Raw genomic sequence first — 24314 nt, 5'->3', positions numbered from 1 at the left:
ATGAACCAGCCTCGGCTATCGCAGTTAGATATCTGGAGAAATCATGAGTCCCGCGTACTGAGAATCCTTTTCGAGGCGCTAAGAATCCTTCAGAAGAAGAAATTACCTCTTTCTGAAACACGTCTCAATAGAGATCTTTACTTCTGTCTTCTTGAGGCGAATCGGAAATTGTGGGAAGCAGGTGTAGGCGGATTCGATCATCCTCCCACACCAGAAGGGAAAAACCCACCTGATCCTGATGACGATTACGAGGCTCGGCGTGAGAAGATGATACCTGATTTTTACTGGTCCTTTATCGATTATCTAGTTACTGATCCCAAACGCAGTGGCCGCTTTTTTTTTATTGAGTGTAAGCGTCTCGGCAAACCAAAACGAACAGACTGGATCTTCAACGAGAATTATATTAACCATGGTGTGCTCCGCTTCGTCACCGAAGAACACGCCTACGCGCAAGGAGAAATATCATCTGCCATGGTGGGCTATGTGCAAAACATGGAGTTCGATGAAATTTTGCGTGAAGTAAACGAAACCGCCAAAGCCGTGTCGGTTCCTATCTTAGTCGGTCCGATAGGAGGCTGGCAGAAGAATGACATCAGCATACTTGAACACGAACTTGAGCGACCATTCCCCATTTCACCTTTGAAGCTCAATCACTTTTGGGTTGATCTAAGAGAGTGCGAATTAGCATGAGTCATCTCGCTCAACCTATCATCTGCGATCGGACAAAGGCAATTCTAATCTAATATTGATCAAAGTTACTTCGACAATCGAACTGCGGCTCGACGAGCTGCTCGCCTTGCGCGAACGTTCACGCTACTAGTTGGCAAAGCAGGCCGGCATCAGCCACGTCCACCTCTGGTGCCGGATCAAGGGCGAGATCAATGCTATTCAGTTCGACACCATTGCTAAGAGTTGCAATCTGATCCTCTGCCGCCTGCAACTCCACATCCTCGATTCTAAGGCACCGCCGGCGCGCGCCGCTCTGGCGCTCTGAGGCGATTCGCCCGGCGGGCGAGGCTTGGCATCCCCGGACGCTCTGAGGCCGAATAAACGCCACGGCGGGCCGTTCAGCTTGTCACTCGTCACTCATCACTCGTCGCTCTTTAATCAATTTCCGGAATGGGTAATTTTGGGCACTCCTCCTCCTGTTTTCCTCCTGTTATTCGCCGACCGAGGGTGTGATCCTTTGCGGTGTTCCCAATCGACGACACCGCCAGAAAGGGCGATGACGCCGGCAGGCGATTACTCGCAAATCGGCTGCGAGGTTGTGCGGGTTTATTGCGGGCAGTGGGCCGCCGGATCTTCCATCGCCCGATCTGGCGAGCGGCGCCGGCGTGGATCCTCTCGCCGTTTTCGGCGATGGGGGATCACCGCGCCGGGCGCCGCCTTCGTCATCAAGCGATTCGGCGGGCGCCGCCGGCAATCATCTAACCCGCCCGCTTAGTTTACCGTCCACGTCCCTTGTGAGTACTCCGCGACCCATTGCGTGGTGGAGATCGCCGTCAGCCGAATCGAGCCGCCCGTGGTGGCGTTCGTGATGTTGCCGGCGGAGGCAGAAACAGACCCCGCGACGCGGATCGTCGTCGAGGCGCCGGCGATCACCTTCAAAGTCTGCGCGGCGTCCACGTAGAAAATGTAGGTCAGCCCCGCCGCCGCCGTTGGCAGCGTGAAATCGACCTCGCCCGACGCGCCCGCGTTGGTGAAAAATCTGCCGGTGTCGCGGGCGACGACGGTGTAATTGGCGGTCTTCGCTACCACCTCGCGGTTGCCGCGGAAGACGCCGACCGTCGTGTTGGAGCCGGCATTGGCCAGAATCACCCCGGCGGATGGGCTGTCATATCCCCCGACCGTCGTCGTGTTGGGGTTGCTCGTGCTGTTGGTGAAGTAGACGCCGCCGTTGGACGTGAGGCTCAAGCCCTGCGGGCTGGTGGAGAAGAGCGCGATGCTCGACACGAGCACGGAGGCGGTGTTGTTGCCCGTGAGCGTCAAAGTCTGGTTGCCGGCGAGCCCCGTCGTCGAAAGGGTCGGGGCGAAAATCACCCCGTCGCGGCGGACCGAGAACTGCGACGCGCCGCCGACCTGCAAGTCCATCAACAGCGAGCCGGAGGCGCTGGCCGTGTTCGTGATGCTGGCTTTGATCGCCGTGAAAGTGATGCCGCTGCTATTCCAGGTTTGGGTGATGTTTGGAGACGGCGTGCTGGTGGTGATCGTGCCGATGGCGAACGTGTGCTGCCCCGTCCAGGTCGGCGTGATCGACTGAGAGAGCGCCGGCGCGGCGTCCGAACGCATGAAGGTGGAGGCCGAGCCGTTGACCGCCGAGAGGCCGATGGGCGCGGAGGGGTTCGCGCCCGAAACGCTGCCGCTCGCCGTGATGTCAACGCGCCCATTAACGGGATCGAGCGTGCAGGTGACGCCGGTCGAGCAGTTGAGCCGGGCCGTGCCCGCCGACCAGAGCTTCGCGCGCGTGCCGCCTTGCAGCACTTCGAGCTTCAGAGTGTTGTCCTGCGCGTGAGCGGTGATCGGGGCGAGCAGCAGCAGCGCGGTCGCAAAAAATCTGAGAAGGCTTTTCATATGGTCACTCCGGGGGCTAGTCGGGGCGAATCGGTCAGGCGATCCTGCGCGGCGCCTCTTCCATCTCTCGCTCAATCTCTTGTTTGAGCTTTGCGAGCAGCTCGTCAATGGCCGGGCTGCGCGTGGCGCGCGCCGAGGATATCGGGCGGCGCGGCGGCAGATCGCCGCGCGCAGTGAGTTCGATGATGTAGAGCTGAGACAGCCGGTTGACCGCCGAAGTCAGCTCTTTAATACGCGGCTCGAAGCGGAGCATGAACCACAGAATAACGACGCCCAGCGCGCCGTAGTTGATCAGCTCTTTGAAGTCCATGGCTAATTCCCCAGGTCGCCATAGGGGTTGGCGTTCGGGTCGGGCACGCCGCCTTGACCGGGGAGCTTGAGAAAGCCCGGACTGATGCCATTGCCGCGCACCTGTTGCAGCATCCGTTGCAGCATCAAGAACCCCGACAGGTCGCCGCCGGCGCTGCCGATGATCTGCCCCAAATTAGGCGTCGGCCCCGTGCCGGTCGAAGTCTGGTTGTAGGTCGTGCCAGGCGCGGCGAAGGCCGGCCCCGCGGCGAGCGCGAGCAGTTGGAGCTGGCGCTGGCGGGCCTGCTCCTGGAGCTGCGCCTCGCTCTGCTGCATGGCATTCGCCCGCTGCACCTCTAAGCCTTGCGTGTTGAGGTTGAGCTTGCCCGAATCGTTGAAGCCGCGCGCCACGGCGTTCGCCTGAAGCCGTTTCATCATGGCGTCGAAATTGTTATTGACGCTCAGGCCGGCGGTGTTTCTTTCCGCCTGCGTCGGCTCGCCGCCCTGCTTGATCCCTTTGCGCAGGAACTTTTCGAGGACGTTTTGCAGGCTCTGCTGGCCGTCGCTAAAGACCGGCGTAGAGGTGCCGGAACTCGTCGAGGTTGAAGTCGGCGCCTTGCGACCGAGCAGACCGCCGATCAGTGAAGAGCCAAGCCCTATCGCGGGCGCAGCCGCTGCCATAATTCACCATCCAGTTTGGGGGCTGGATTACAGGGACTAGGCGCCCGCCTCGCAGTAATGCATCCAGAATCTCACCGGGCAGACCGGCGGCAGGAGCAGCGCCACGAAATGAGGGTCGAGCGGCTCGCACTCGCCGGCCAGATACTTCATCAAGTCAACGACGAGCTGCTCGCCCGCGTCGCGCACGGCGTAAGGGTCGGCGCTGGCGCGCATCTTCTTATCGTTTTCCTTCAGCCGAGAAATCATCTCCTGCTCGCGCAGGAAATTTTCAACGTACCTCGTAAAAGCCTCGCGCTCCTCATCGTTCATCGTCGCGCCCCTCCTTCACGTCTCGAATGGTATCCCGCACCGCGCCTTTCAGGTCGAGCAGCAGCTCTCTGAGGTCGGCGCGGCCATCCCTCACTTCGTTCTTTGCCCTCACGCGGATCGAGGAGAACATCTTGACCAGGCTATCTTTGACGCGCTTCCGCTGGTCGTCGTTGAGCGCCTGATAATCCCGGCTGCCCTTCAGCTCGTTTTCGGCGAGAACGCGCGCCGCGAGCACTTCCAGGTTGAACCCGGCGGCCTCCTTGTCGGGCAGCTTCTTCCCTTCGCTCTTCTCGAAATCCGAGCGTGCCTCGGCGGTCGCGGCCCGCAGGACGGCGCGCTTCATCCGGTCGTCGAGCTTCTGGTAAGCCTGAGACTCAACCAGCATGTCCAGCCGTTCGCCGACGAGCTGCCCCGACCCGGCGGCGCGCTTGTCGAGCGCTTCCGCCGACTCGCCCGCCTTTGCCTTGGGCTGGTTGATCGAGACGCCCAGCCGGTTCATTTCGTCGAGCGCCGGGGTCGAGCGGTCGGTGTCGTAGTTGAAGACTTCGCCGGGCAGACTCTTACTCGGTATTTCGCGGCCCAGCACGTCGCGCTTTGCCGGCAGCGTTTGACGCAGGCCGGGGGTGCCTTTCTTGAATTCCTGTTCGGCGCCCTTCGCCTCGCGCTCTTTGTCGTCGGTGAGCGCCGCCGCCTCCCGAAGCGCTGAATCGCCCGGCAGCAACGTCCGCGCCTGCGACACGCTGAACCTGCCCAGGTTCTCGCCGGGCTTCTCGATGAGGTCCGCCGCGTCGGTGACGAGCTTCGCCGTCGGGTGTTCGGCGACCAGCGCCTTGGCGGCGGCGGAAACCACGTCTCTGGCCGTCGTCGGCTCGGCGCCGTCTTCTTCCTTGTGGCGATTCTTGTCGACCGCCTGGCGCACGGTCGCCCCCAGCGTCATCAGCGCGCCGACGGGGCCGAGGTGCAGCACCGGCAACCAGATATTTGTCCCTGGGATATGCACGGCGCTGCGCCAGTGGCCCTCCGCGTCGGAGACCGGCGTTGATAGCATGCCCTGCATCTGGCCCTGGCCCGAGAGGTAATAGCCGAACGCGAAGGCCGCGGCGCCCACGCCCATGCGGCCCATCGCCATCGAGAGCTGGCGGCGCGCTTCGGCACTCGGCCCGTTCGCCTTCCACTCCTTGACTGCGCCCCACACGTCAGCTGCGCCGCCTATGGGGGTGTATTTCAGATTCATCTCGACGACGTTGGCCGGCGTGTTCATGAACAGCGTCGCCTGGTCGAGCACTTGCCGCGCCCGCGGGCTGAAGACTTCCGCCGCGTCGCGCAGCTTCTTCACGAACGCATTCTGATTGCGATAAGTGACGTACTCGGCATCGGCCATCGCGTCGAGTGATATGCGGGCGGTTGCTGATGGGTCTTTGTCACCCCCGATCAATTCTCGCGTGCGCGCTCTCACCTCTGATGGCTTGATCGTGCCTTGCCGGGCTTCGCTTTCGGCCCAGAGTCTCGCGCGCTCCTCCATCGCCCGGCGGATCGCCAGGACGCGCTCCGGTTGAAGCGCCGCGCCGTAGACTCTGCGGCTGCCGTTGACCCACAGGCGAAACAGCGGGTTGCCGTCTGGAATCTCGCGCGACATCTCAGGGATGCCGGACGGATCGCCGTGGCGCAGGATGTTGGCGGCCTCTTTGACGCCCTTCGTGGCGCCCTCGTAGCCGGCGCGCGCCATCGCCCCGAAGTCCATAGCGGTGAGCGAGCGCCCGCGCTTGAAGCCGGCCATCAACACATCGGGGATCGTTGCGATGGCGCGGCTCAGCTCTTCGGCGGGCATCGCCGCGCCGTGGCCGATCACCACCTTGGCGAGCGTGCGCAGGTTCATCAGCTCGTTGGTGCGCCGCAGCGCGAGCAGCTTGTCGGAGAATGACGTCTTTTTCGGCCCGTCGGACTCTTCGAGGTAAGCTTCGCCGGCGGTATGCTTCGCCCCGCCGTTGCCACTCGACGGCTGCGATGGGCCTGCGGGCGGCTCGTCGCGCATGACTTCATCCCAGGCGTCTCGAATTGCCTTGCGGCCCTCTTCTGTGAGCTTCACCCCTTTTGCCATTGGCTCTCCCTCTGGCACCGGGGCGGTTTGAAAGAGCGTCCTTTGACCTTTGGCGGCGCGCGCGTCGCCGCCGCCGCCGAAGTCAACCGGCTCGCCGGGCAGCTCTTGCTGAATCCGGGGCTGGCGGGCGTCGGCCTGGCCGGTGAGCTGCTGCCATACGGTTTGCAGGTGCTCTTTCACTTCGGGGCCGAACTCTTCGGCCATGCGGCGCGACCAAGTTGAAAAATCTTTGACTGATTTATAAAGGTCGTAGCCGGTCACTATGGCCGCGTCGTAGAGGTCGCGGACCGGGTTCGAATTCAAGCGATTGCCGGAAAGGCTCTCCCTCATCCGCTCGCGCGACCGCGCCACGAATTCGGGCTCGCGCATCGCTGCATACATTCCTGTGTGTGTGTTGACTTCACCCTTTGCCTTATCCCATATCCATTGGTGCAGGACGTGGTTGAAAGCCTCGTCGGGGATGTCCGGCGCGACTCGGCCCGACTCCCGCAACTGACTGAATCGGCTGTTGATGCGCTCTGCGACCGCGCGGCTTAGCTTCACGTTGCCGGTAAAATCCTTGATCGCGCGGGCGAACTCGGCCTGTCGCGTCTTGAGGTTGGCAATGTGCCCTTTACCCGTCAGCCACCAGTTGATTTCAACCGCATCAATCGTGGGGCTGTCGCCGAACCCCAGCAGGTGTTTCAGGAAGCCGACCTTGCCGACGCCGATGCCGTTGAGCTTCGAGCCGGCGGCCTGGAGCCTGATGGTATTGCCTTTGGCTTCGTTCATCTGCGCGACGGCTGTAGCCAGGTTGCGCATGTTGAAGGTGCCGCGGCGCGCTTCGCCCAGCACGTTGTTCTTGGCGAGCCGATCATCGCCGAACGCCTCACGCACGCGGGCGGCCTCGGCCCACAGCTTTTCGTTGAACACGCCGCGCTCAAGGTCGGCGAGTGCCCGCTGCCCATGGGGCGAGAGCAGCCAGGCGCCGGCGGCCTCTTCCGGCCTGATCATCAAGTCGCCTTTCTTGTTGGCGGTCAGGTACTCGTTCGGCAGGTCGAGCTTGATCCCCGCGGCCTTCATCTTCGCGCGCAAGGTTTCGGCCTTGATCGCGGTGGCGCCCTGGCTCGCCACGGTCATGTAGTAAGCCTTCGCCACGTCGCGCAGCGTCAGGCTGCCTTTAACGACCTTCTGCCGCTGCTCGGTGATGAAGTCGGCCACGTCTTTGAGGTAGCCGGGGCGATCACCCGCGAGCGCCTCGGCGACCACGCTATCAGGGATGAGCCGCGCACTCTTGAGCCTGGCCAGGACCTGGCGCGGGCCGAAGCCTTTCAAGTCGTCGAAGATGTCTTCGAGGTGTGGCCTCACTTTCTCGCCCAGGCGGTTGACCATCTCTTTGGACCAGGCCGAGAAATCCTTAGCGCCTTTATAAACGTCGTAGGCCGTCACCAGCGCCGTGTCATAGAAGACGTGCAGCGGGTTGGCCGACAGCTTGTTGCCGGCCAGCGATTCGAGCAGCCGCCGGCGGGCATCGCGGACGAAGGCCGGGGCGTCCTCGTCAAGCTCGCGCTCGATGGCGCGCTTGATCTCCTCTTTCGGCAGCGCGTGCTTTTCGACGAACTCGGCGGCGGGCTTCGACAGCTCGCGCTCGCCGCCTTGGATCCTCTCGCCACTTCCGGCGATGGGTGATCGCGGCTCTTTGAGTGTAGGCGGGGCTACATTTTCAGCTTGCTCGCGAGCGGCTGGCGCTTCAGGTCCTTTTGCTTCGACTTTCTGATCAGCATGCGCGCCGTTGCCACGGCCAGCTTGTGATCGTTCTTGTTCGGTGAATAGTCCGGCTTGCTTTCCTTGGCCATTGGTCGCCTCCTCAACTGCGGCCTCGAAGAATGCGCCCTTTGTGGGTTCAATCTTCGAGAAGAATGATTGCTGTTTCGGATCGCCCGCCGCGTCGGCGACCCGCAGGTAATTATCCAGAATCTCGCCGATGACCTTCGCCGAGCGCTTGTTCTTATCAAAGACGGAAAGAATCTCTTTTTGCAGGCCCGTCAGCTCGTCGCCGAACAGCCCGCCCTGCCTGAGATACTCGTCAACAGACGTGCCCTGCTCGCGCAGCGCGGAAAGCTTCTTCATCGCCGCCGCGATGTCGCCGGCAATGTCCACCGGGTAGCGCACGCCGGCACCAATCGCCTTTTTGAGCGATGCGAAGCCGCCGGCGTTCTGGAGCATCGCGGTCGTGATGTTCTTCACATTGCTGTCGGTGGACTCGGCGAGCTTTTCAAGTGCCGCGACGCCTTCAGGAGTGTCCGCGTAAGCCTTTGCGAAGATCGCGTTGCGGATGCGGTTCGCGCCCTCTTGCGACACCTGGCCATCGGCGGTGACGTAACGCCCGCGCTCAGCCGGACCAACGACATGCTCAAGGAAACGGCCCACAAACCCGCGGTTGCCGGCGGTCAGTACCTCGCCAGAATCCGACGGGCGGAAATTACTCATCAGCCCTTCGTCGAGCTTCGCGGCGTCACTGCGCGCTTGCTCGACCGCCGACATGCTGGCCGTCGCCTGCTCGTTGGCTTCGCGGGCAAACTGCGCGCGGTCTACTGGCGTCAGGCGCTCGCGGACCAGCACCGGATTCTTGACCCGCTCGACGGCGGCGCGGTCGAGCCCCAGGCGGTCGGCCTGATCGGCGACGAAGCCGCGATAATTCGCGGCGTTCTCCGGGTGGCGCTCGTAGACGCGGCGCAGCGCCATCACGCGACCGTTGCCGCTCTCGACGACCGAATCAGGCCCGACAATCGGAGCGCCATCGCTGGCTTTCGGAGACTCGCCCAGGAACTCGGGGCGCAGGTTGCGGGCCATATTATTAACCTGCTCTTCGCTCGCCAGGCGCGAGCGGTCGCGCGGCTGCACTTCCTGGGGATAGCGCGGGTTGGGATTGCCCGCCGCGTCGTGCGAAGCGATCAGCGAGTCAGCCTCGACGACCTTATAGCGGGTTTTGATTTGTGTGCCGCGCTCAGTGGTCGCCGTCGCTTCGTTGCCGGTTGAGAGCGCCGGGCGCTGGCCAGCCTCGCCACCTCGAGCGATGCCGGCAGCCGCGCCGCCCTCGATCTTTCCTTGCACCCCGCGCTTGACCTGGTCAAACACGGCGGCGCGGGCCTCTTCCGCTGTGGCGAAGCGATTATCGGGCGGCGTGTAGAGTTCATATCTGCCGGTCTGGTCGTTGTGCAGCTTGACCTTGGTTACTTCGTACTGGCCATCGTCGGCGCGTTTCGTGGTGACGGTTACGCGGCGCGGCTCGCCTTTGACACTTACCGCGATTTCATGTGGCACGTCGGCGAGCACTTCTGGCTCGATCACTGAAGGTTGCACCTGCTGTTTTTTCTGGCCACCCGCCATCTCATCGAGCGCGCGCTCGAAGTGCGTGCGATCGCCAATCGCCATTTCCGGCGATGATGACGTCGGGGCCGCCGGGCGCTCCGTCGGGCGCATCGCCCTTTCAGGCGATGCCGTGGACGCTGGTCCGAGGTCCATCTCTTGGAGCGCCGATTCGAACGCCGTGCGCTGTGGGACGCTAGTCCCATTCGCGCCGCCCTGCTCTTTGAGCAGCCCCCGCTTGACTGCGGTAGCTTCAGGCGAAAACTCCCGCGCGTGATCGGCCAGCACATCATTGACGCCCTTGGCGGCATCCTTCGGGCCGAGACCGCTCTTTGCGGCGACTTCGCGCAGCGGGGTTGATTCAACTTGTTCGACGAGTGCGGGCGTCGCCTTTTCCATCGCCTGTTCGCCGACGCTGAGCGTGCTTTGCTGTTTCAGAGTCGCCTGTGCTTTTGCGATGGCTTGACGCTGGTCGACCTGGCCGGCTGAATTGACGACGCGGGCCGCGCCGTCCGGCCCGATGGCGACGACCGCCTCACCGGGGCGCAGCGGCGCATCCGGTTGCTTGCCCAACGAGGTAACATCAGCACCGCGCCCGACTTTGAAAAACCTTTCGGCTCTGCTCAGCTCTTCGTTCGACAATGAAGTGGTGCCAGAGATGCCCGGCGTCATCCCCATCGGCTCATCAGCGGGCGGCGCGGCTGCCGGAGCGGTCGCTTCCGACTGCGGCGACGGCGCGCCCTGATAGGCACTATCGCGCTGTCGAATAGCAGCGGCTTCCGCTTCTGACATTTTCGCGCCTTCAGCGGACAGCCCCGAAACCGGCTTGAGTTCAACCGCATCGTGATTTTCGCCTACGACCTCATAGACCTGGCCATCGGGCGTGCGGACGCGCTTGCCGCCGAAGACGCCGAGGCCGCCGCCGAGCAGCGCTTGAGAAATCACCTGCTCACGTGTGCCGCCTTCGGCGGCGGTGGTCCCGCCGAACAGCGTCGCGCCGAGCAGCACGCGCTTAGGCACCGAGAGCACGGAGCCGGCGTGCATCGCCGCCCCGAGCGCGGCATTCTGCGCGGCGGCGAAGCCCACAGAGTCGGGCGTCGCCCGCGGGTCAGCCGCCGCGGCGCCCGCCCCCTCAACCGCCATCGCCGGGATGCCGCCGGCGGCGAGCAAGGGAAGATCAACCGCCAGGTGGCCGGCGCCCCTTTCAAACTCGGGCAAGACGCCCTCGCCGCCGCGCTGCGCAGAGTAGGCCGCATATTCATGGCCCGATTCAATCGCCGGCTTGAACTCTGGCGAAGGCGTGACGCCGAGCATCTTTTCCCAGCCGTAAATGACATCACCGAGGCCAGCGACCCCGGATTGAACACCGGAAGCGACGTTGGCCGCATGGCCTTTCAAATACCACGGCAAATCTTCGGGACGGTCGGCGGGTCTACCCCCCTGTGAAGGTGCCTGCGGGCTCTGCGCGCCACCGCTCCGTATTCGCGCCAGGTCGTTTTTCACCTGCGACAGGTGGCGGATTTTTTCATCCACAAGGGCCAGTGACGGGCCGGCCTGTTCTGCCGGTTGGGTGAGCAGATCGCCGCGCATCTTCGCCAGCTCGCCCAACCGCTGGTCGAGCGCCGCTTCGTCTTTGATGTTCTCACCGGGAATCAGCGCTTCCGGCTCCTCGACGTAGACGCCGCGGCCCAGCTCGTCAGTGCCGCGCTGGACCAGCCGCATGCCGAGGCGGGGGCCGGCTAGAACATTCGCGCCCCGATGAGGCGCCGGCTCATCCTGCGGGCGTGGGCCGGTCGGCGCGGGCGCAAGATGCACGGTCGGCTTGCCGCTGAATGGATCAAACGGCGCAGGGCTGTAGACTGCCGATGGCTCGCCCGCCGCCGTCGGTCTCATCGGCTGTTGTGACGATGTGGGCCCAGCGCTCGCCGTCTCCTCATTCGTCGAGGGCTTGACGCGCTGCATGATCGTGTAGCCCTGATTGTATAAGTCGGTGGCCGCATTTTCTTCACCCGTCACGTGGCGAGTGATGCCGCGCCGGGGCGTCGTTATGTCCGAATCTTGATAGCCATGCTGCTTCGCATAGTCGGCCAGCTCGTCGGCATAGATCACTTTCGGCCCGGCCTTTGACGTCGCGGGCATCAGGTCATCAGTCGTGAGCGAAGGCGTCGGCGCCGGCACGCTCTGAGATTTTGGCAGGTTCGGATAAGCTTTCTTGCCCGGCTTGGAATCAAGGAACTGCCGCGCCCGGTCGGGATGCACTCCCGCAGTCTGCGCCACTTCATTAACGGCAGCCGTGTACATCGGGTGCTCGACCTCAACGGTTGCCGGCGCGCTAATCCCCATCTTCGAGAGCGCGCTTTCAAAGCTTGATTGCGGCGCGTTGCCAGGGGTCGGACTCACGGCAGGGCGTTCTTTCACCCAGCCGCTTGAAGCCGCGCCGGGCGACTGAAGGCCCATGCCAGAAAGCGCCGCCTCGAAGTTGGTCTGCGCCGGCGCGGCCTGGCCCGGCGACGGTTGCGGGCGGGTGCCGGGCCGGTCAGCGTCGAGATGGATATGCGGCCCGCTGATGGTGATGCCGTTAGAAGTTACAAACGGCTTCGTGACCCATGAATAGTCGCGCACGTTGAGGCCGAGCTGCGGCGCGCGCGACGTGACGAAGCGCCGCTCGTCGCTGGAGAGGTCGCGGGCGCGCACGTCGGCGGCGCCGCCGGGGTGCAGCTTGCGGTGTTCTTCGTTGTCGCTGGCGGTGACGAACAGATCGCGACCGAACCGCGATTTGAATTCGCCGTTGAGCTGTCCGAAGAGGCCCTGGAAATCGCCGCCCTGTTGCTGCGGATCGCTGCTCATTACTGCCCCTGGTAGCCCGGCTGCGCCGGCGCAAACTTGAAGCGCGAAGCGCCGCCCGCGCCGCCGAGCTTGCGCTTGATGTAGGCCCGCGCGTCGGCGTCACTGCGCACAATGCCGGACGCCATCAGGTCCCGCGCGAGTTCGGTTTCGAGCGTGGCGCGTTGCTGGTCGGTCAACCCCTGCATGCGGGCGTACTGGTCCACCTGAGCCGTCGCCTTTTTCGGATCGATACGCGGCGCCGCCGGGGCCGTGGCGCCCTTCGGCTGTCCGGCACCGGCAGCACCGGCGCCCGCCTGGCCGCCGCCCTGCTCCAGGAACTCGCCCTGCTTCTGCTGGAATTCGATGTCCTTTTTCGGGTCTGTGATGTAGACCTCAGAAACGCCGTAGCGGTCGCGCGCCCGCTTTGATGAGCTGAGGGCGCGGCGTGCCTCGTCTACGCCCACCTGGTTATCATTGGCATAAGCCTGAGCCGCGCGCTCGAATTCATCGCTGGTCTTGCCGTTCGGATAGGTCTGTTTCCACCATTGCAGCGCGCGAAGATTCGCGGCGTTCTTATCCCTGTCACTGTAGGCGTGCGTCGGCGGGGTGCCGGCGTTCGGCCTGATCTCTTCCTTGGTGCCGTCGGGTCCGGATCGGAAGATGTGCACCGCGCCATCGGGCGTGATGGTGTGAAAGTTAAACTGGCCGTGAGTCGCCGCGTTGTTGGCGAAGTTTAGGAAGCCGGCGACGTTTTCAGGACGCAGTTTTACAGTCCTGCCCTTCGCCGCCGGCTGGTTAGGAAAGAAGGCGTCAAGCGGGAACTCTTGAGCGTTGCGGTCGGCGACCTCCGCATCAATCTCTTTCTCTCTGCGGTGCTTGTCCAGCTCGCGCTGTGCGTTGCGATCAGCGACATACTGCGGGTCAGGACGGCTGTAATAATTCTCGCCGATCTTTTCAGCCCTCGGCATGAGGAACTGTGAAAAGAAGGTGCCGGGATGCACCTGCACGCCGCCGGCGGCAAGCACTCGGTCTATGTCGTCGCGGTTCTGGTTGGCCTGCGCCTGCTGGTCGAGCCGCGCGTCGCGGTCATGCAGCCATTTGTCGTTGGCCGTCTCGCGCTGGAAATTCTGCTGACGGAGCTGGGCGTCCTGCTGCGCCAGCTTGGTGTTTTCAATCAGCGAAAAGAGTTGGTGCGACTTCAGTAGCGCGCCCAGCGCGCCGCCGCCGGGGTAGGCGGGGTTGTTGTCGTCAAACATAAATTGCTCCAGGTGCGAAGCGGGTTGAAGCGCTTGCGGGCGGGGGTTGGTAAGAAAAGGCGATTTTTACGAGCGGGAGGGCCGCTCGCCTGGGTGAATTGATTGTATTCAAGAATCCCCCGAAGGGATAGAGTTTTATTTTACTCTTTCAAATTTGCAGGCTTCACCGCATACTCTCACCCATTCGGGTTGAACTACCGACCTGAGAAAAGGCGACAAGAAAGGGCCGCACTCGCTCCAGGGCGCGGCCCGTTTCTTTTTTACAGGCACCGCCGGCGCGCGCCGCTCTGGCGCTCTGAGGCGATCTGCCCGCCGGGCGAGCCGTAGAACGTCCGAACGCTCTGAGGTCAAATAAACGCCACGGCGGGCCGTTTAGCTTGTCACTCGTCACTCGTCCGCAGAGCCGCACAGAGCCAGGAGTCCGCGCAGCTCGTCCACCAATACCCACGTGAACGGGTAAAGCTTCGGCAAGTACTTCTCGATGATCGGCCAGCGATCAGCCGCCCCCTCCGGCCTCGATTCCTCCCAATCCATCACCACCGAAAGGAAGACCAGCTTGAAGCGGCCATAGTCGGGCGACGCGCTGTTGAACGGCGGGGCCAGGCCGTCCAGTTCCTTGGCGCGCGCCACCAGCGACTTTTCATCCGACTTCCCGGAGGCCACCAGCTCAACAAATTCACAGAGCGCCGCGGCGATCTCGCGCGCCCCCGGCCCATCGCTGAGCCTGCGCGTCAGCGCGAGCTGGTAACGGAGCTGCTCGTCGTAATCGTCAGTTTTTTTCATCTCAAGTACTCCGCGGCTTCGGGCTCGCGCGCGATGACGTCCTCGATCACCTGCTCGCGAGGCTTTTTATACTTCTGCGCCAGGTCGTCAACCATCCGCATCCACATCTCGCGGCGCTTCTCGGTGGCGGTCAATTCAATGGGCTGCGTCGCCTTGCCTTCGAGCCGATCCCAGATCAGCGTTGCGGCGCGCACGTCGCCCAGGGCTGCTTTGACGCACAGCCTCTCGGCAATGGCCTCCGCGTAGGTGGCCGCCGCCCCCGGCATTTGCTCGTCAACCTTGCGCCTGAGCGTCGCCGTCATGCTGACGCGGGGCCGCCCGTTCGGATTGCCTGATTGACCGGGCTGGAATTGCGTCGCAGGATTGCCCGACTGGCCGGGCTGGAATTGGCCGCCGCGCCTCCTGTTTTCCTCCTGTTTTTCGCCCCCGGAGAATTGATTTATCAGGGCGTCCAGGTAGACTTCTCTGCCGGCGCCGCTCGCCGATTCTGGCGATGAGTGATCGCGTGGCGCTGTGCGCAGGCCATCGCTCTTGGCTTTCGACGACACCGCTTTTTTCGGCGATGCGTCCGATGGCGCGGCCTTACGCCTGGAAGTATTACGCTTCTTAGGATCAGCGTTCGCGGAAGGTTTTTTTGTGGCCACTGAAAATCCGAAGTGGAGGACTCACTCGGCCGCTGGGAACGGCTTGCGACAGATGATAGCATTACGGGCGCCCAAAGAACACGGTCAGCACGCATCAAGGTCGCCTTTGCTTTGCCTGGCGCAAGCTGCCAAGCAATAAAATGATACGCCGTCGCTACATGGAGAGTTACTATGATTGGTGCGATCATCGAAAGTCTGGAGAAGTCGTTTGGTCAGTCCAAACCAGGGCGACTTTTGTACGTCTTTTTCTTGCTGGTGCTAACTGGCATCGGCCTTTACATCTACAACAGAGCTACCGGATACACTTATTACATCGAAATTGACAAACGAATTTCCGCGCTGGAGAGACTCCAAGCGCTTGAAGAAAAGCAGGTCCCGAATTCGCCGTCTTTAGGGCCTATATACAATGCCATCATCACAGAGTTAAACCCGCCTATCCGGGAGGCAACCCGGCCAAAGAAGAGCCTCCTAGCCTTCGAGTCTGAGGAGCTGATTAAATTCTTTGGCGCGACTTTCACCTTCATTTTACTTTTCTTCGTCTTTTTGTTTGAGACGCTTCGAGGGAAGCGCGGTACAGATAATCCAATCGGAGGAGCGATCTTCATGACATTCCTTTTTGGCATACCCGCGGTGCTAATTCCTACCTGGGGGTCACCCTGGGTCAACGCTGGCATTTATACGGTAGCTCAGCTGGTTTTTTTCAGGCTTATGTACGTTACTGAACGAAGTTAGGAGTAGGATTCCACAGAAAGAGTTGAGGCGCTCATTTTCGCAAATAAATACCTGCATGACCTACACCCAAAAACACGGGAGCTCGTAGTCGAGCGGCTGTGCGCCGGGCAAGATCAGGGCAAAGGAAGATGGGCCGTTCTTCAGTTTGTTCGATTCGGCCCGTTTGATCCGCCGGCAACATCGCTAGTCTCGGCGATGGGTGATCGCCACCGGCCCGCGTTTCGGCAGACTCTTTTTAATGACTTCCCAAGAAAGATCGAAGAACCAACAAAGCGACTCGCTCAGAGCCGCTTCGACGTCGCCGCGCGTTGCGCCCCGCTCCACCATCTCAACGGCGGCATCCCTGAGAGCCAGCACAAGGGCCAGGCTCGCGTCGTCTACGCCGGGGCCGAACAGGGAGTGCCGCTTGATGCGCCGGCGCAGCTCGTCTTCGTCAACCGCGGCCACCCATCACCCCCACACAGCATCATCCGGGGCCGGCTCGCAGTTCCCGCAATGCCAGTAGAAACCGCCATCGCGGTAGCGCCAGCGCCGCGGCTCAATACAACCACAGGGCAGCGGGTTGGACAAGAACTCTCGGAGGGATGAGCACTCGAAGCAGAAACCCGAAAAGATCGCGCCGACCTTCCCGCAGTCGCCGCAGGCGACCAGGCACAGGCCGGGCGAGCGGCGCAGCATCGCCAGTATCTCTTCGCGCGCGGCGGCCAGTTGCGAGCGGTGATCAGCAGTGACGACACCCGGCGGGGCTTTCACCCTGAAGCCGTCCGCGCTCAATTCGAAGGCAGCGCCCGACAGGATCAGCGACGAAACCAGCTCGCTCGTGCTCATATGTCGAAGACCTCCAGACCCGAAGGCTCATCGGCAAACCGCCCGGCGCGGCTGCCTGAAGGCATGGACGGTAATGTATTTCTATTTCGTGATAGATATACATCTTCCCTAACTTCAATAGGGCCGCGCCCGCCGGCCCCTATATCCATGCTTTCATGGACTAAGGGCTCACCGATTTGGCCGGCGGCGGTTTCCGCCCCCATCTCCGTCTGGTCGAACGGTAAGTCCATGCTTTCATGGACTAAGGATTTCGAACTGCCGGCCCCGCCCTCCTGCTCGATTTCAGCCGCCGCCGCGAGCCCGCGACAGAGTGCCTCGCTAGCCATTCTATTCAGCTTGCCGATCAGCGGCGCCGTAATCTCATCAACGGCTTCGCCCATCACCTCCGGGCCGCTGCACTTATTCACTTCCCGCTGGATCACGCGCTCAAGCTCGCTCTCATACACGTCAAAAAACGCTTTCTCTACCTCATCGAAAGGGGTCCTGCTGGAAAGTGATGCCGCCCTGCCTGGTTTCACTTTTACTTCGGCGCGCGGCGCGGCCCTAGGTATCATCTCGGCCACCTGCTGCGCCGCCCACTCGTCAGCCTGCCAGCGTCGCTCGAATTCCCCTCCGACGCTATCGGCCAGGTTGATTGCGATCAGAGCAAAGCGCAGGATTTGAAGGCGATAACGCGAGCCGTAGCCCTGCCCGGTGTCAGGGTTCATCTTGCCCGGAATGTAGCTGACCATCTCGCAGCCCAAAGCCTCCTGCTCCGCCCTCAGCCTGGCGGTGTCCGCCCCTACAAGAGCAGTCTTAGAGCGATCCTTGACCGTCTTGCTGCGCCTGTACTTTTGATAAAGCTGTGAATGCGTGGCCATGAAGTAGACGAAAGGATTCGGCAGCTTTTTGGCGTAGGCAATCAGCGCGTTGATGATCCGGTGATGATTGCCCTCGAAGCCGAGCGCGGCCATAATCACCAGAATCATATCTACGACGCGGGCCGCCTCTCTGCCGGTCAGCCTCAACAGCCGCTCTTTATTCTTGTCTTCGCTGATCGGCGGGTCGGTGTCGTCATGCCTCATGCCATCCACCGCGCGTTCGATGGCGCGCCGCGTTTCTTCCTTCGCGCGGCTGATCGTTTCATCCTGCGCAACTTCCGGCTGATATAAAGGTGTATCCTCGATGAGCGCCGACAGCGCATCACGGTTGCCGCCAGCATTTTCCCAGTCGCTGAGGTCGCCGTGTTCATTCAGACCGGGGAGGCGGAGCACGCGCACCGTCTCGGCGACGCCGTAACAATCGGCAGCCACCTTTGCCGCGAGCCGCTCACCCGCCTGGTCATTGTCGGGAATGATAACGAGATTCAATTGCGCGAAGCGCCCGGCAAATTCAACGCGCCAATCAGAAGCGCCGCCGGCGGTGGTAGCAACAAACTCAAGCCTTGTGCCCGTGTCGGCGTCCTTTTCGCCTTCAACGTACAGGATCACCGAGCCCGGCCCTGCTTCGATCAGTCGCGCCTCTTTGTAAAGCGCCGTCCTTTTGACTTCACCGAACCACCGGGCATCAGCATGAGGTCTTTTGCCGGGATCATCAAAAACGTTTTTGCTCCCGTCTTTGGCCGCGCGCCAGTCGCCGTCATTCCAACGCTCGAACCATGCCGCATACAGCCCATACCGCCAGCCGCCTTGCCCGTCGGGGGCGCGCCAGGTGAATTGTTTATTGCGATAGCGAACGTGCTGATAGAGGAGCCCGCCCGAGCGGTCGTGATAGTCGTAGGTGGCGACAATTTCCCAGCCGGTTCTCTGCGGCTTCGGCGGTGGGGCATCGGTAAAGAGGTCCGCCTTAGATATGCCGAGAGCTTCACAGATCGAGTCAATAGAGCATCCGGCATGGCAGTTGAGCAGCGCGCGGCCATCACCACCGCGCGTCACGCTCAGACTGAATCGTTTATCATCATGAGCGGGGCATAAGCCGACCCAGCTGCGTCCGCTGCGCTTCTTCTGCCGCAGCTTCGATAAAATGAAATCAACCGGATTACCGCCGTCGCTCGCCATTAAGCAGCTTGTCCCTTACCAGGTCCTACGACGGCAACCCGCGCGTCAACAGCAATGAAGATGGCCGGAGAATGATCAGGGGAAATTGCTACGCCACGGATGGGCGGGTGTGATATGTTACCCATTGTCAAACCTCAACGCCTGGGGGCCGAGTGGCAATTGACAACCTGGGGCGACGCGCCACGTCGCCCTTCCCTATTTTTTGGGGCCATTCTTCTCCAGCCGCTTCAAGAAAGCCGTCAGATGCTCAGGCAAGAAGCGCCGGCGAGTGCCCACCTGCGAATAGCTCAAATCCCCGGCAGCCATCGAGCGGTAAAGCGTTGCCCGGCTCAACCCGGTCGCCGCCACCGCATCATCGACGGAGTAGCAGACTTTGAGAGGCAAGCCCGCCGGCTGGTCCATCACTTCGGTTGAATCACTGCTCATCGATGATGCTCCTTAAAAAAGAAATCGCCGCCGGATGTCCCGACTCAGCGAGAGACATCCGGCGACGGTAGATTAAGACAGCCCTGAATTGGTGTATATGAAATTAAATCTGAGGTGTAGAACGGCAGTCAGACGGCCTGCATGCTGCTACTAAAAACGAAGCAAATGCCGGCAGTCGAATAACAGATTGAGTGTCGTTGAAGGCTTGTCAATCAGACGGCAGCTATTTCTCTAACTGAGTGCCATCCGGGGGATCGCTTTCGACGGCACTTCTAAGGGCCTCACCTTCCTGGCGAATCCTCATGTATCTTCTGTAGCTCAATCCACCTAAGAACCCGCAAACGCGGGCCGTATGCGCCGCGGCAAGGTGGGCAGGCTTTCGGGAGTATTCGTCTGGATGGCCAGCCAATTGATCGAGCAAGTCATCTGGCATATCGGCATATTTTTCGAGAATTCTTTTCTTCCAATCGGCAGGCTCGATATTTAGCTTCCTGAGTCTGCTGGCTTCATTCTGCCACGCCTTATAAACGATTTCGGCATATTGCCACTGGGCGCGGAGTGTCGGATAGAGGTGGGCAAACTGAATTTTCTTTTGCGCATCATCACCAGAAAGGGGAGAGCGCGCGGCCCAATCCTTCATGCGTTGTGCGACCCTCTTCTTGAATACCTTGGCCATCGCAGACGACCAAACCTTGATCGCGTTATTATCCACGAAAGGAAACATCTGCCCCTCGAACCAGAGCAGATCAAACGATTCGGTGATTTCTTGTTTGATGTGGTCCTGAAGATAGCGGAGCGCCGCACCGAACTCCCCGCAATCAGAATGGTCGGCGTAATGAATGTTCGAAACGATAAAGACCGGATCGTCGTCTACATACACAGCCAGCCCCAACCGTCCCGTGATCCCGTGGTTGTCGCCTGAGATTTCCTCTATGAATTCTTTCTCCGACTCATCAATAGGGACAAAGAAGGTGTCACAACGAATCGTGAATGTTTGAGAAGCTACAACCTCGCCTTCGACCTTCTGGCCATCCCCATTTGACTGATCCGACATATCGCCCTCCCGCCGAGCGCCCGAATGTTCCGGCCCGCCAACGCAGATCGGGATTTCCGCGCTGTCCGCTGGTTCATGAGGCCAGCGTTAGGCGAGCCGAACCCGTATCAGTTAATCAAAGGCTTCTTGCCCCCATCAACCGACTTGTTGAACTCATCCAGCAGCGCCGCGACGCGCCGGGCCGTCTCGACGTTGGCATTCACATACCTGAAAGTAGTATTCGCCTGTGTGTGGCCGAGCGCCCGGCCCACCTCAGAAAGCGGCATGTGTGCCCCGACGAGCCTCGTCGCGTGTGTGTGCCTGAGATCGTGAAAGCGGACATCCGGGAGCCCGGCGTCAGTGCGCGCCGCGACGAAGGCCCGCTTGAAGTCTGAGGTGATGCCGAACAGCGGCACCTCGACGCCCGCAGGCAGACGCCCGACGATGGCCAGCAGCTCGCCGGCCAGCCGCTCCGTCATTGCGACGGTCCGCTCGCGCATCGTTTTGGTGTTGAAGGCGCGGACAGTGATCAAGCGATTCTCGAAGTCGAGATCAGCCGGCAGGAGCTTCAACATCTCGCCGCGGCGCATGCCGGTGTCGAGCGCGCAGATGATGATGGCGCGCAGGTGCGAGCGCTTGCCGGTGCAGGCCGCCAGCAGCTTTTCTTCTTCGTCGCGAGTGAGAATCCGCTCGCGCTTCTTCTCGTCGCTCGACATGATCAGCGCGTCGCCGACGTCGAACGGGCTGCGCTTGATCCAGCCATTACGCAGGGCGATCCGCAGCACGCGGCGCATCAGCTCAAGCTCGCGGTTGACCGATGTAATAGAGCGCCGCGTCTTGCGCGTCGTCTTGGTCTTCAGCCGCGCGGCCTTGAACCGCTTCAAGTCCTCATGCGTGATGCTCCGTAATTTGCGCCTGCCGAAGTGCTCTCTCAGGACGCCCAGAGAAGTCTTCAGGCTCCGATGTGAGCGCAAGCCCGCCACCTTGCGACCCTCCACATATTCAGGCTCGATCAGATAATTCTTTTCGTAGTAAGCGGCCAGGTCGTTGAAGGTCATCTGCGCGGCGTCGAGCAGCTCCGCGCCGTGATCGTCGAGGTCGCGCAGCAGCCCCTTGATGATCTCTTTCGCGTCGGAGCGATTCCGTGCCCGGCGCTCGATCTCGCGGCGCTGGCCGCTGTCGTCGACAAACGTCACGCGGGCGAAGACGCCACCGCGCCGCTCGTGAACTTTCTGCGATGTAATCTTGATCGCCTTGCGAGTCGAGAGACCCTGAAGGATTTCTTTCAGGTAGGCGCCGGCCTGTTTTTGAGTCCCGGCTTGGCGTTCAATCTTCTGCCGCTTGCCCTGCCCGTCAATGAAAGCTACGCGCGCAAAAAAGACGGTCTTGCGCTCACGAATAGAGCCTGATCGAGTCTTCCCCATCATCGCCTCCCGAAGCGATTCCCGAATTGTGCTCCCACATATGCCCCACATTGGAGCGAGACACTATGAGACAGCGGGAGAAACTATATCCCAAAAACAAGCAAGAATCTAAGGGAATTTGTAGGTTTTGAGATATGAAGAAATGAGCGGATACAAAGCCTTTTAGACTACGAACCAAAAGGTCGCACGTTCGAGTCGTGCCGGGCGCACTTTAGAATCAAGCAATTGGAGCCGCCGCAAGGCGGCTTTAGTTGTTTGGTCACACATATGGTCACACATTGACAAACCATAGTTGAATATTTTCCCGACCTTTTGACTCTACCATCATTGGATTTCGAATCCTCTGATGAGAGAGAAAAAACCTGTGGCTATTCTAACTGTGGTGCCGCGCGGCTTCTCCTTAGAGCCTCGCAGATACTTTCAAGCACTAACTGTGGTGTGGTATTGGAGCAGATGGTTTCTACTCTCAGTGAAATTTCCCTAGGTATGGCCTGATTATCCAGAACTGCTCTGGCGGAATGCAACAGTTCATCTGTATTTGTAACGCCACATATTCCAATTCTGCTCAGAATGCGATAATTCTCTTCTTCGTGTCCGGGCATTGGCTCTACTAGTATCAAGGGCTTTCGGAGTTGGATCACTTCTGCCGTAGATAGCCCACCAGGTTTAGTAATAACCAAGTCGGCTGCAACAAGATATAGAAGGGGATCAACAAATCCAAGGACTTCCAAGTCTTGGTGATCCACAAGATGTCGCAAATAGGAGCGTATTTGCATTTGCCGTTCTGCACTTCCAGTAATTACTACCAGCCTTGTATTAAGTTTTATAAGCTCCTCGATTATCTTCTCCAACCCCCATCCTGAACCACCTCCCATAGCTACAATTAGACGTGCACCAAACGGCAGTCTTAAATGTGCACGGGCCAACTCTCTATCCAAAGGCGCATAGTAGTCTTTACGAAGCAACATTCCAACTACAAGTATATTACTTTTCGGGACGCCGATTTGCTCAATATCGATTTGTTGATCCTGTGTTGGTACTAGGTAGCAGTCTACACTAGGGAACAGCCAAAAAGGTTGAATATGCCAGTCGGAAATGGCTACCCACAGCGAAGTTTCGAGCCTCCCGATCCTCTTGAGATAATCTACAATAGCCGTGGCAACGGGATGTGTGGAGATCACAAGTGCTGGCGCGCTAGTCACCAGTAAGTGATGTGTCTGAGGAAATAGTCTTGGTAATATCCATTGGCGACCCCAATCGATTCCGGGTACGTTGCACCAGTTCTGGTAGAGCCATCGCCATAGCCAAGGCATTTTGCGCAAAAGCCAGAAGTAGATCGCATTAGCTCCAGAGAAACGTCGGTGGCTATCTAATGCTAAGACATCTACCATGATAGGGGGGATGCCTACGGCTCGCAGAAGCTCGCAGTAGTTTTCAGCCAGCACTTGGTGTCCTTTGGACCCAGAGCAAGCATATAGGATTACAATGAGCGGGCGTGTCGATCCTGTCACTTATTTTCTCGTGGCGTCCCACTTATTTGACCAGATCATAGACCAGAGCCGCGGCACTCTGACTATGTTAAAGTAGATCAGAATGATTGGAATCACATGTAAACAGATGATTGCGTAGAGGAAAATTCGTGCTATTGAGAACACGTTTGTGATGCCCTCAATCTGAGACTCCGAAAATTGGGCAGAAGGGGCAGATGCTGTCGTAGCCGCTTTAGGTATGATAAGAGCAAGTGTTGACGCGGCTGTAAGCAAATGGTCAACAGGTGTATGAAGGATACGCCATGAGGCGTAAAGCAGTGACGTGGATACGAGGAGTGGGACGAGCGTTAAAAAGGGTGCATATAGTATCCGAGGCCATCGAGTCGCGCTTGCTGTGCTACGCCGCCACGTTTCCCAACCGATGAACCCGCTCTCGGATGGACTGCCGTACGAAATGAATTGTGCAATCTCATGTATTTCAACGCTCTTGTAAAGCAGGTATGTCATAGAGACTGCATTCAGAAATGCAATAACAAGCGGGGCATAAACATTGTAGCCTCCATTTCCGAGTACAAGTACCAGGAGAGGTTTCGGCTCTGGACTAATGATCCATGCTGCGACTCCAATAAGCCCTATGAGATAGTAGATTCTGAAGTACCCTTGAACCTCTCTGTCAGCTTCGCGCAAGTCATCTCGAAAGGCCACCATCTCTGTCTCTGATAGTGGACGTCTAAGCTTAGGTAAGTTGGGGGATGAGACTTTGCGCTTCAGCATATTGGATAGTTACGGCTTTGCACCACAAATCCCTAAATCAGCCGACTTTTAGTTCAAACGCGATTTCTGGACCAAAAGTCACTTTACCCCTGTCTTTCAGATAGGGCAAACCTTGCATCCCTGAAAATAGCTTGTAGAATGGGCCAATGGAAACCCTGGCACAGTACCTTGACCGGCTGATGCGCCAGAAGCAATTGACGCCGAAAGAATTAGCCAACCGCTGTGGTCTTACCGATAGCTATATCGGGAGACTCCGCAAAGGCAGGTCTGACAATCTGACTGTCCAAACAGTGAAGAAACTGGCGATGGCGCTCGACGTGAATGCCCACGAAATCTTTACGGTGGCTGTGGGGATTCCAATCAGTGAAATGCCGCCGATTGACCCGTCTTCGCTCTTGGATCAGATACAACAGCTCATCGCCGATGTGAACGGATTGGCCATCTTGCGGCAGTTGCTTGACTTTTCGCCGGCTGAGCGCAAGATACTGCTTAATTACATGGAGTATTTCAAACGACCGCCATCCAACGGCAAATCGGGAAAGAAAGGCAAGCCGCGCAAGAAGTGATTAGGCAGAGGGCTTGTCGGGTGGCCCGCCGGGTTGTGACAAGAGGTTCATCACGAAGGCTAAAATAATCCGCATCTGGTCTTCGTCCATGCGGTTGTCGCTGATGAGTCCGAGCAACTTGAAGCCCATATCTTGCAAGCTCATGTCTTCCAGAAATTGCTCCGTCTGTTTGTCTTTGGCTTTCTTGGCCATCTTCTTTTT

Annotated in this window: 20 protein-coding genes; 4 read left to right on the top strand and 16 right to left on the bottom strand. The window is 60.0% G+C overall.

Going from position 1 to position 24314, the window contains the following annotated elements:
• Entirely contained in the window at window positions 1–690 is a 690-nt protein-coding gene (locus tag VJ464_16850; GenBank protein ID HKQ06806.1) for a hypothetical protein, read from the top strand.
• Between the two features lie 130 nt (window positions 691–820).
• Entirely contained in the window at window positions 821–994 is a 174-nt protein-coding gene (locus VJ464_16845; protein ID HKQ06805.1) for a hypothetical protein, read from the top strand.
• A gap of 446 nt (window positions 995–1440) precedes the next feature.
• Here the strand turns inward: VJ464_16845 and VJ464_16840 are convergent, their stop codons facing one another.
• The 8 genes from VJ464_16840 to VJ464_16805 all read right to left on the bottom strand — a co-directional run bounded on the left by VJ464_16840 (window position 1441) and on the right by VJ464_16805 (window position 14708).
• The gene (locus VJ464_16840) at window positions 1441–2571 is read right to left on the bottom strand and encodes a hypothetical protein (GenBank protein HKQ06804.1); all 1131 of its coding nucleotides are present in this window, start codon (window positions 2569–2571) and stop codon (window positions 1441–1443) included.
• 34 nt (window positions 2572–2605) lie between these two features.
• Window positions 2606–2881 (bottom strand): hypothetical protein, encoded by a 276-nt coding sequence (locus VJ464_16835; protein HKQ06803.1) that lies wholly within the window; start codon window positions 2879–2881, stop codon window positions 2606–2608.
• A gap of 2 nt (window positions 2882–2883) precedes the next feature.
• A complete protein-coding gene (locus VJ464_16830; GenBank protein HKQ06802.1) occupies window positions 2884–3540 on the bottom strand; it encodes a hypothetical protein in 657 nt (218 codons plus the stop codon).
• 36 nt (window positions 3541–3576) lie between these two features.
• Window positions 3577–3849: a hypothetical protein gene (locus tag VJ464_16825; GenBank protein ID HKQ06801.1), complete on the bottom strand. Its 273-nt coding sequence runs from the start codon at window positions 3847–3849 to the stop codon at window positions 3577–3579.
• A complete protein-coding gene (locus VJ464_16820) occupies window positions 3839–12142 on the bottom strand; it encodes a hypothetical protein (GenBank protein HKQ06800.1) in 8304 nt (2767 codons plus the stop codon). The genes VJ464_16825 and VJ464_16820 overlap by 11 nt, the downstream gene beginning before the upstream one ends.
• On the bottom strand, window positions 12142–13377 hold the full coding sequence (locus tag VJ464_16815; protein HKQ06799.1) for a hypothetical protein: 1236 nt from the start codon (window positions 13375–13377) through the stop codon (window positions 12142–12144). The genes VJ464_16820 and VJ464_16815 overlap by 1 nt, the downstream gene beginning before the upstream one ends.
• A gap of 387 nt (window positions 13378–13764) precedes the next feature.
• Complete coding sequence (locus VJ464_16810; GenBank protein ID HKQ06798.1) at window positions 13765–14160, bottom strand: hypothetical protein; 396 nt, start codon at window positions 14158–14160, stop codon at window positions 13765–13767.
• Window positions 14157–14708: a DUF5681 domain-containing protein gene (locus VJ464_16805; GenBank protein ID HKQ06797.1), complete on the bottom strand. Its 552-nt coding sequence runs from the start codon at window positions 14706–14708 to the stop codon at window positions 14157–14159. The genes VJ464_16810 and VJ464_16805 overlap by 4 nt, the downstream gene beginning before the upstream one ends.
• A gap of 267 nt (window positions 14709–14975) precedes the next feature.
• Between VJ464_16805 and VJ464_16800 the strand changes: the two genes are divergently transcribed.
• Window positions 14976–15536 carry a hypothetical protein gene (locus VJ464_16800; GenBank protein HKQ06796.1) on the top strand — a complete coding sequence of 187 codons (561 nt, stop codon included), beginning with the start codon at window positions 14976–14978 and terminating at the stop codon, window positions 15534–15536.
• A gap of 183 nt (window positions 15537–15719) precedes the next feature.
• On the opposite strand, the gene VJ464_16795 is transcribed toward VJ464_16800, so the two are convergent.
• From VJ464_16795 to VJ464_16765, 7 genes are all read right to left on the bottom strand, one after another.
• Window positions 15720–15983, bottom strand: a complete 264-nt coding sequence (locus tag VJ464_16795) for a hypothetical protein (protein HKQ06795.1) — start codon at window positions 15981–15983, stop codon at window positions 15720–15722.
• A 3-nt stretch (window positions 15984–15986) separates the two neighbouring features.
• Complete coding sequence (locus tag VJ464_16790) at window positions 15987–16364, bottom strand: hypothetical protein (GenBank protein HKQ06794.1); 378 nt, start codon at window positions 16362–16364, stop codon at window positions 15987–15989.
• A complete protein-coding gene (locus VJ464_16785) occupies window positions 16361–18400 on the bottom strand; it encodes a hypothetical protein (protein ID HKQ06793.1) in 2040 nt (679 codons plus the stop codon). The genes VJ464_16790 and VJ464_16785 overlap by 4 nt, the downstream gene beginning before the upstream one ends.
• Window positions 18401–18595: 195 nt before the next feature.
• A complete protein-coding gene (locus tag VJ464_16780) occupies window positions 18596–18826 on the bottom strand; it encodes a helix-turn-helix domain-containing protein (protein ID HKQ06792.1) in 231 nt (76 codons plus the stop codon).
• 223 nt (window positions 18827–19049) lie between these two features.
• A complete protein-coding gene (locus VJ464_16775) occupies window positions 19050–19880 on the bottom strand; it encodes a hypothetical protein (GenBank protein HKQ06791.1) in 831 nt (276 codons plus the stop codon).
• Window positions 19881–19987: 107 nt separating this feature from the next.
• Entirely contained in the window at window positions 19988–21286 is a 1299-nt protein-coding gene (locus VJ464_16770; protein ID HKQ06790.1) for a site-specific integrase, read from the bottom strand.
• Window positions 21287–21651: 365 nt separating this feature from the next.
• Window positions 21652–22728 (bottom strand): glycosyltransferase, encoded by a 1077-nt coding sequence (locus VJ464_16765; GenBank protein HKQ06789.1) that lies wholly within the window; start codon window positions 22726–22728, stop codon window positions 21652–21654.
• Window positions 22729–23693: 965 nt separating this feature from the next.
• On the opposite strand from VJ464_16765, the gene VJ464_16760 reads away from it, so the two are divergent.
• Window positions 23694–24113 carry a helix-turn-helix domain-containing protein gene (locus tag VJ464_16760; protein ID HKQ06788.1) on the top strand — a complete coding sequence of 140 codons (420 nt, stop codon included), beginning with the start codon at window positions 23694–23696 and terminating at the stop codon, window positions 24111–24113.
• Here VJ464_16760 and VJ464_16755 read toward each other — a convergent pair.
• A partial coding sequence (locus VJ464_16755) for a hypothetical protein (GenBank protein ID HKQ06787.1) occupies window positions 24114–24314 on the bottom strand: 201 nt, incomplete at its 5' end.

It is taken from the genome of Blastocatellia bacterium, from assembly GCA_035275065.1.
GTDB lineage: Bacteria > Acidobacteriota > Blastocatellia > UBA7656 > UBA7656 > DATENM01.
Note: the sequence above shows the minus strand (reverse complement) of the source record. Positions and strands in the feature narration are given on the sequence as shown.